We start from the raw sequence: 7,777 nt of genomic DNA, 5'->3' as shown, positions 1-7,777 counted from the left end.
GTCTGGCTCTCAACGTCGCCCAAGCCCACCCGGACACGACAGTCTCCCTGCGCGGCAAGCTCAAGCGCGCCGGATGGAACGATGCATTCCTCTTCGAACTCCTCGGCCACATGCGATAGCCCTGCCCTGGAAGGGGAGGGTGAATCATTTGTGTCGCGTCGTTTCACGACTCCGCGTAACTGGATTTGCGCGTCGCCGTCGAGGACGGCACCAGCACCGGACGCAATGACGGGATCAGCTGCGTCCGTTCGCGGCGCGCCGGGATCGCGCGATAGACCTGCTTGCTCGCTTCCACGATATGCACGCCGGCGAACGGCATCGACAGCGCCGCGCCGACCCGCTCCCACGCCATCGCCGAGCGCAAGAACCAGCTGCCCTGCACCGGCGGCATGAACAGCGCCTCGCCCCATGACGCCGGCGTGAACCAGGTCTGCCGCAACAGCTGGGTGATCTGCGCCCGCGAATAGGGCCGGCCATGGCCGAACGGCGTGGCATCGGTGCGGGTCCAGACGCCGCGCCTGTTCGGGATGATCGCGATCAGCCGCCCCGACGGCGACAGCACCCGCCACACCTCGCGCAGCAGCCGCTCGGGATCGTCCGACATCTCCAGCGCATGCACCAGCAGCACGCGGTCGACCGCGGCATCCGGCAGCGGCATCGAGAATTCGTCGATCAGGGTCGCCAGCGCAGGCCGGCCGGTCGGCCATTTCAGCACGCCCTGGGCCGCCGGCATGAAGGCAATGCAGCGCTCGCAGGTATCACGGAACAGGCCGAGGTAAGGTGTCGGATAGCCGAGCCCGAGCACGCGCAGGCCTTCCGCGTTCGGCCACCGCGCGCGGATGCCGCGGTTGATCAGCTGCCGCGCCACGATGCCGAGGCGCTGCGAATAGAAGTCGCGGAGGTCGATGACGTCCATGATCCCAGCCTAACATGCCCCTAGCAGCCCGGGAGCGCCGAAATTTGCGTTGCCGCCGGAGCGTTAACGCCATATTTCACCCCTATATTGGGCGAGGTAAGAGCATGATCCGGAAACGACGACGCCGGCTTGTCGAAAAGATCACGCTCTGACGTGTTCGTCCCGTTTGTTCGTGGAGATATCATGACCGCCGAAATTCGCACCTTCAGCTGCCTCACCGACAATTTCGGGTACCTGATCCACGATCCCGCCACCAAGGCGACGGCATCGATCGACGCGCCGGAGGCCGGCCCGATCATCAAGGCGCTGGAGCGCGAAGGCTGGACGCTGACCGACATCCTGATCACCCACCACCATGGCGACCATGTCGGCGGCGTCGCCGAGCTGAAACAGAAATACGGCTGCCGCGTCGTCGCGCCGCACGACAAGTCTGCCAAGATCGCCAATGTCGATCTGCGCGCCGCCAATGCCGACGTCATCAAGGTCGGCAGCCTGCTCGCGCGCGTGGTCGAGACCCCCGGCCATACACTCGACCATATCTCCTATGTGTTCGACGGCGAGAAGGCAGTGTTCGCCGCCGACACGCTGTTCTCGATCGGATGCGGCCGGGTGTTCGAAGGCACCTATCCCATGATGTGGGATTCGCTTCTCAAGCTGCGTTCGCTGCCGGACGATTTCCGTCTCTATTGCGGCCATGAATACACCGCCTCCAACGTGAAGTTCGCGCTCACCATCGAGGGCGACAACCCGCATTTGCAGGCCCGCGCCGAGGAAGTGACGAAGCTGCGCGCCGAGAACAAGCCGACGATCCCCGTGCTGCTGGGTGACGAGAAGAAGGCCAACGTGTTCCTGCGCGCCGACGAGCCTTCGGTCGCCGCCAAGCTGCACATGAAGGGCGCCGACCCGGCGCTGGTGTTCGGCGAGCTCCGCGAGCGCAAGAACAAGTCGTGATGGCCGACCTCTCGGCTGCCGACATCATCGCGCGGCTCGCGCTGCAGCCGCACCCCGAAGGCGGGCATTATCGCGAGACGTTTCGCGACGAGCGCTGCGACGCCAGTGGACGCGCGCATTCGACCGCGATCTACTTCCTGCTCGCGCGCGGCGAGCGCTCGCACTGGCACCGCATCGACGCGGTGGAGATGTGGCACTATTACGCGGGCGCGCCGCTGGCGCTGAAGATCGCGCAGGACAGCGCCCTGCCGCATGCGATCACGCTCGGGCCGGATGTCGCGCACGGAGAGCAGCCACAGGCGATCGTGCCGGCAGGCGCCTGGCAGGCCGCGGAAAGCAGCGGCGACTGGACGCTGGTCGGCTGCACCGTCGCGCCGGGATTTGAATTTGCGAAATTCGAGCTGGCAAAGCCCGATTGGTTCCCCGGCAACTGAAAAAAGCTACTCGGGAATCGGGTGGGTAAGTGGCCACCAAGCCACTAGCTCTAGGCTTCACATGAGGAAGCCAGCATGCTCAGCACCATCGATATCACACGTACTGCGGAATCGCGGAGCATTGAGCCGGCCATACTCTATTTCGGGACACCCGTCGTTCTGATTGGCTCGACCAATGAAGACGGCTCGCCCAATCTGGCGCCGATGTCGTCGGCATGGTGGGTTGGCTGGCGATGCATGCTTGGCCTTGCAAGCAATTCCAAGACCACCGAGAACATGATCCGCACCGGCGAATGCGTGCTCAATCTCCCATCGGTCGATCTTGTCGATGCCGTCAATGCTCTGGCGCGCACCACCGGCTCGAACCCAGTGCCGGCAGGAAAGATCAAGCGCGGTTATCGGCACGAACGGGACAAGTTCGACATCAGCGGCTTGACGCGATTGCACGGCGAGACCGTCGCCGCCCCGCGCGCCGCCGAGTGCCCGGTACAAATTGAGGCGAAGGTCGCCCACGTCCACAGAATGGCGCAGGAGGACGAGGTCTGGCGCGGCAATCTCATGGCAATTGAGGTGCGCGTGACCCGCGTGCACGCTCATCCGGGAATTTTGATGGACGGCCAAACCGACCGCATCGATCCCGACAAATGGCGACCGCTGATCATGAATTTTCAGCAGTTCTATGGCCTGTCGCCCCAGAAGCTGAAGCATTCCGTGCTCGGGCAAATTCCGGAAGGCGCTTACAAGCCGCCTGGCTGGCGGCCAGCCGTCTAGCGTTTCCAGACCATATCTTTCGCCGCGATCAGGCCGCCGCCGGCGATCAGGATCGCGGCGATGGCGATGTTGGCGCTGGGCTTGGCAAACCCCGCGGCGATCAGGAACGCAGTCGAGAGCAGCGGCGTGGCATAGGATGCGGCGCCGAGCACGCGGATGTCGCCGCGCTTCATGCCGATGTCCCAGGCAAAGAACGCGGCGCCCACCGGACCGATGCCGAGCGCCGTGACGGCCAGCCATTGCAGCGGTGTCGCGGGCCACACCGTGGTTTCCACCAGCATGTGCACCAGCGCGGCAAGCACCGCCGTCGCCAGGCAGAAGCCCGCCACCGCGTCGGTCGGCACCGCCTTGAGCCGGCGCGACATCACCGAATAGGCGGCCCAGACGAACGCCGCGACGAAGGCCGCCGCGAAGCCTGGAATCTGCGCGCTTGTGAAGGCGCCGGTGTTGCCGGCGAACAGCAGCACGGTGCCGGCAAGGCCTAGCAGCGCGCCGACGATGTGATGGATCGCAAGGCGCTCGCCCGGCAAAAGCGACGAGAACAGCACGATCAGCAGCGGCCAGAGATAGTTGAGCAGGCCGGCCTCGGCCGGCGGCGCGAAACGCAGCGCCAGGAAATACAGCGCGTGATAGCCGAACAGCCCCCCGACACCGACGACCCAGGCGACCAGCGGCTGCTTCAATGCGCCGAACGCTGCGGGACGGAAGAGGAAGCTTGCGAACGCGACCGCGGCGCCGATCGCAAACGTCATGGCGGCGAGCTGGAACGCCGGAATCTTGCCGGTCGCGACCGTCATGACCGACAGCAGCGACCACATCAGGATGGCGGTCAGTCCGACAAGGGTGGCAGTTCGGGTCGTCATCTGAATTCAATCCGTCGCGGCCGGGCCGGCCACGTCTCTGTCTCTGCTTCGCGCCTCGCGGTTGTAACGACGAAAATGCCCGGCACAAGGCCGGGCATCACGACTTGATTGGGAACGTCTGCGACGCGTCTCGCGTCAGGCGTGATACTGGCCGCCGTTGATGGTCAGCGTCGAGCCGGTAATGAAGCCCGCCTCGTCAGCCGCGAGGAAGACCACGGCGCGCGCGATCTCCTCGGGTTCGCCGAGCCGGTTGACCGGAATCTGCGGGATCACGTTCTTCTCGAGCACGTCCTTCGGCACCGCCTGCACCATCTCGGTGTTGATGTAGCCCGGGCAGATCACGTTGACGGTGATGCCGCCCTTGGCGTTCTCCAGCGCGAGCGCCTTGGTGAAGCCGATATCGCCGGCCTTCGCCGCGGAGTAGTTGACCTGGCCGAACTGGCCCTTCTGGCCGTTGATCGAGGAGATCGAGATGACGCGGCCGAACTTGCGGGCGCGCATGCCCTCGATCACCTGGCGCGTCATGTTGAACAGCGAGCCGAGGTTGGTGTTGATCACGGCATTCCACTGCTCCAGCGTCATCTTGTGGAATGCGGTGTCCTTGGTGATACCGGCATTGTTGACGAGCACGTCGACCGGGCCGAGATCGGCCTCGACCTGCTTCACGCCGGCCGCGCAGGCGTCGAACGATGCGACGTCCCACTTGTAGACCGGGATGCCGCTCTCCGCCTTGAACTTCTCCGCCGCGGCGTCATTGCCGGCGTAGCTCGCCGCCACCTTGTAGCCCGCCGCTTTCATCGCCTTGCTGATTGCAGCTCCAATGCCCCGCGTTCCGCCCGTCACCAATGCAACACGTGCCATGTCCGTCTCCTCCTTGGCCGTCTTTTATAACCGGATCACTCCGGTCTTCGCACTCACTCAACAAAGCGCGATGAGAATAGGCTGAATCGTCATCGCGCTTTAGCTCCCATTCTTTTGAGCATGATCCTTTCGGAAAACCGCTTCACGCTTTTCCGGATCATGCTCTCGAAACAAAAATGCCCGGCACAAAGCCGGGCATCTTTTCTATCAGCTCGCGCCTTGGTTGACAGATGATCTTTTCATCACCTAACCGACCTCGCTGCCTCTTGTTCAGTCGCGTGCAACGCACATGGCGATGCCCATGCCGCCGCCGATGCACAGCGTCGCGAGGCCCTTCTTGGCATCGCGCTTCTGCATCTCGTGCAGCAGCGTCACCAGCACGCGGGCGCCCGACGCGCCGACCGGATGGCCGATCGCGATCGCGCCGCCATTGACGTTGACCTTGGCCGGATCCCAGCCGAGGTCCTTGTTGACGGCGCAGGCCTGCGCGGCGAACGCCTCGTTGGCCTCGATCAGGTCGAGGTCGGCGATGTTCCAGCCGGCCTTCTTCAGCGCGGCGCGCGAGGCCGGGATCGGCCCGGTGCCCATGATCTTGGGGTCAACGCCGGCCTGGCCCCACGAGACGATGCGGGCGAGCACCTTCTTGCCCTGCTTGGCGGCTTCCTTGGCGGTCATCAGCACGACGGCGGCGGCGCCGTCATTGATCCCCGAGGCGTTGCCGGCGGTGACGGTGCCGTCCTTCTCGAAGGCGGCGCGGAGCTTGGCCATCGCATCGATCGTGGCGCCGTGGCGCGGATATTCGTCGGCGTCGACCACGATATCGCCCTTGCGGGATTTGATGGTGACCGGGACGATCTCGTCCTTGAACCGGCCGGCCTTCTGCGCCGCCTCGGCCTTGTTCTGCGAACCGACTGCGAACTCGTCCTGCTGGGAGCGGGTGATCTGGTACTGCTTGGCGACGTTTTCGGCGGTGTTGCCCATGTGGTAGCCGTTGAAGGCATCCCACAGGCCGTCCTTGATCATGGTGTCGATCAGCTCGAGGCCGCCCATCTTGACACCGCCGCGCAGATATTGCGCGTGGGGGGCCATGCTCATGGATTCCTGGCCGCCAGCGACCACGATCGAGGAATCGCCGTTGAGCAGCGCCTGGTAGCCGAGCGCCACGGTGCGCAGGCCCGAGCCGCAGAGCTGGTTGACGCCCCAAGCCGGGCTTTCCACCGGAATGCCGGCCGCGATCGAGGCCTGGCGGGCCGGATTCTGGCCCTGTGCCGCCGTGAGGATCTGGCCCATGATGACTTCGGAGACCTGACCACCCTCGACGCCGGCACGCTCCAGCGCCGCCTTGATGGCGATCGCGCCGAGGTCGTGGGCCGGCGTGGTGGCGAACGCGCCGTTGAAGCTGCCGACCGGGGTGCGGGCGGCGCTGACGATGACGACATCGTCTGACATGGACATCTCCTTTGGGTTGTAGCTGGGTTTTTCGACGGCGGGCGGCCGGGTTGGCGGACCTGTCTCTTAATGACTATCCTGTAAACCTCATTGAGCCATGTCAATCGCGCTGACGCGCAAATCGCGCCGCGACGCACTCAAAATGACGTCCTTGGCACTTTCCTGAGCAATACCTTTGCTTTGGGATTAACCGTGCAGCACAAAACGGTAGCCGAACGGCTTTGAAAATGCTTACCTTTGCTGCGATGCGTTGCATTTAGCCCAGCGGCGATGCTGCCGGGTTCCAGGTCCTTCGGTGTTGAAGTGTGAGCCCATGGCAAAATCTGAACAACCGACCACGATCAAGAAATACGCGAACCGGCGGCTCTATAATACCGGTACGAGCACCTATGTGACGCTCGAGGATCTCGCGGCGATGGTGAAGGAAGGCGAGGACTTCCTCGTCTATGACGCCAAGACCGGCGACGACATCACCCGCTCCGTGCTCGCGCAAATCATCTTCGAACAGGAAAACAAGGCCGGGCAGAACCTGCTGCCGACCACCTTCCTGCGCCAGCTGATCCGGTTCTACGGCGACAGCATGCAGATGGTGGTGCCGAAATATCTCGAGCAGTCGATCGATCAGCTGACCCGGGAACAGGAAAGATTCCGCAAGCAGATCGCGGGCGCCCTGAGCGGGACGCCGTTTGCCCCCCTGGAAGAACAGGTCCGCCGCAACATGGAGCTGTTCCAGCAGACCTTCTCGATGTTCAAGCCGTTCGTGCCGCAGCGCAGCGGCACTGAAGCCGAGAAGGCGCCGGAGCCCGCGGCAGACGACGGCAACATCGACGACCTTCGCCGCCAGATGAAGGACATGCAGGAACGCCTCGAGCGCATGTCGCAGCCGACGAAGAAGGACGAGTAGGTCTCGTCCGGATCCCTTGCAGGTCCCTTGGCTGATCGGCCGGACGCACCGCCCGTCGTCGTTTCATAAAATCCTGGCGACGGCGGCTCTCGCCGACGTCAGGCGGTCGCCGCGTGATCGCGCATGCTGTTGCGGACGCTTCTATGCAGGCCGGCGGCAGACGAGATCGATTTCGATCAACGCATCATAGGCCAGACCGGTGACGCCGACGCAGGTGCGGGCCGGCAGGCGGTTGGACCGGAAGTAGCTGCGATAGGTCTCGTTCATCGCCGCATAATCTTCCTTGAAGCGCGTCAGATAGATGCGCGACATCACGATATGCTCGAAGCCGAGATCCAGGCCTGCAAGCACCACGCGCAGATTCTCCATCACCGCGCGGGTCTGCGCCACGATACCGTCGGGTAATACGCCGGGTGCGGCCGGCGTATCCGGCATCTGGCCGGTGACGAAGACGAAGCCATCGGTCTCGACCGCATGGCTGAACGGCGCGACCGGCTTCGGGCCGCCGGATATCATGTGAAACTGCAACGACGTCTCCTCGCCTGCTCTTTGATGGATCATGATGCGTTTCTACGGAATCGCATCATGATCCCATGTCTTTGCTTGAGCATGATCTCCGCGCAAACGC

Annotated in this window: 9 protein-coding genes and 1 pseudogene; 5 read left to right on the top strand and 5 right to left on the bottom strand. The window is 64.0% G+C overall.

All coding sequences use genetic code 11. The annotated features are described in order from the left end of the window. Positions 1 to 119 (top strand): annotated as a pseudogene (locus AC066Y_RS37175) (ISAs1 family transposase); the annotation flags it as partial. Between the two features lie 44 nt (positions 120 to 163). Here the strand turns inward: AC066Y_RS37175 and AC066Y_RS37170 are convergent. After that, the gene (locus AC066Y_RS37170; RefSeq protein ID WP_478278186.1) at positions 164 to 916 is read right to left on the bottom strand and encodes a class I SAM-dependent methyltransferase; all 753 of its coding nucleotides are present in this window, start codon (positions 914 to 916) and stop codon (positions 164 to 166) included. Between the two features lie 183 nt (positions 917 to 1,099). Between AC066Y_RS37170 and gloB the strand changes: the two genes are divergently transcribed. The 3 genes from gloB (at position 1,100) to AC066Y_RS37155 (ending at position 3,072) form a co-directional block, all read left to right on the top strand. Further along, positions 1,100 to 1,867 carry a hydroxyacylglutathione hydrolase gene (gene gloB, locus AC066Y_RS37165; protein ID WP_342725176.1) on the top strand — a complete coding sequence of 256 codons (768 nt, stop codon included), beginning with the start codon at positions 1,100 to 1,102 and terminating at the stop codon, positions 1,865 to 1,867. Then, positions 1,867 to 2,301, top strand: coding sequence for a cupin domain-containing protein (locus AC066Y_RS37160; RefSeq protein WP_478278185.1), 435 nt, complete (start codon positions 1,867 to 1,869; stop codon positions 2,299 to 2,301). Before gloB ends, AC066Y_RS37160 begins: the two co-directional genes overlap by 1 nt. A 75-nt stretch (positions 2,302 to 2,376) precedes the next feature. Further along, positions 2,377 to 3,072: a flavin reductase family protein gene (locus tag AC066Y_RS37155; protein WP_478278184.1), complete on the top strand. Its 696-nt coding sequence runs from the start codon at positions 2,377 to 2,379 to the stop codon at positions 3,070 to 3,072. Here AC066Y_RS37155 and yddG read toward each other — a convergent pair. The 3 genes from yddG to AC066Y_RS37140 form a co-directional block, all read right to left on the bottom strand. Continuing rightward, a complete protein-coding gene (gene yddG / locus AC066Y_RS37150) occupies positions 3,069 to 3,935 on the bottom strand; it encodes an aromatic amino acid exporter YddG (protein WP_478278183.1) in 867 nt (288 codons plus the stop codon). The two genes, AC066Y_RS37155 and yddG, sit on opposite strands and share 4 nt — an antisense overlap. 135 nt (positions 3,936 to 4,070) lie before the next feature. Next, positions 4,071 to 4,796, bottom strand: a complete 726-nt coding sequence (phbB, locus tag AC066Y_RS37145) for an acetoacetyl-CoA reductase (protein WP_092120223.1) — start codon at positions 4,794 to 4,796, stop codon at positions 4,071 to 4,073. A gap of 270 nt (positions 4,797 to 5,066) precedes the next feature. Further along, entirely contained in the window at positions 5,067 to 6,245 is a 1,179-nt protein-coding gene (locus AC066Y_RS37140) for an acetyl-CoA C-acetyltransferase (protein WP_050630720.1), read from the bottom strand. Between the two features lie 313 nt (positions 6,246 to 6,558). On the opposite strand from AC066Y_RS37140, the gene phaR reads away from it, so the two are divergent. Next, positions 6,559 to 7,149, top strand: a complete 591-nt coding sequence (gene phaR, locus AC066Y_RS37135; RefSeq protein WP_478278182.1) for a polyhydroxyalkanoate synthesis repressor PhaR — start codon at positions 6,559 to 6,561, stop codon at positions 7,147 to 7,149. Between the two features lie 141 nt (positions 7,150 to 7,290). Here the strand turns inward: phaR and AC066Y_RS37130 are convergent, their stop codons facing one another. Further along, entirely contained in the window at positions 7,291 to 7,677 is a 387-nt protein-coding gene (locus AC066Y_RS37130; RefSeq protein ID WP_478278190.1) for a RidA family protein, read from the bottom strand. Positions 7,678 to 7,777 lie beyond the last annotated feature (100 nt).

The sequence above is a fragment of the Bradyrhizobium sp. USDA3010 genome (assembly GCF_056429065.1).
The sequence above is the reverse complement of the archived record's forward strand: the minus strand, read 5'-3'. Positions and strand labels throughout refer to the sequence as shown.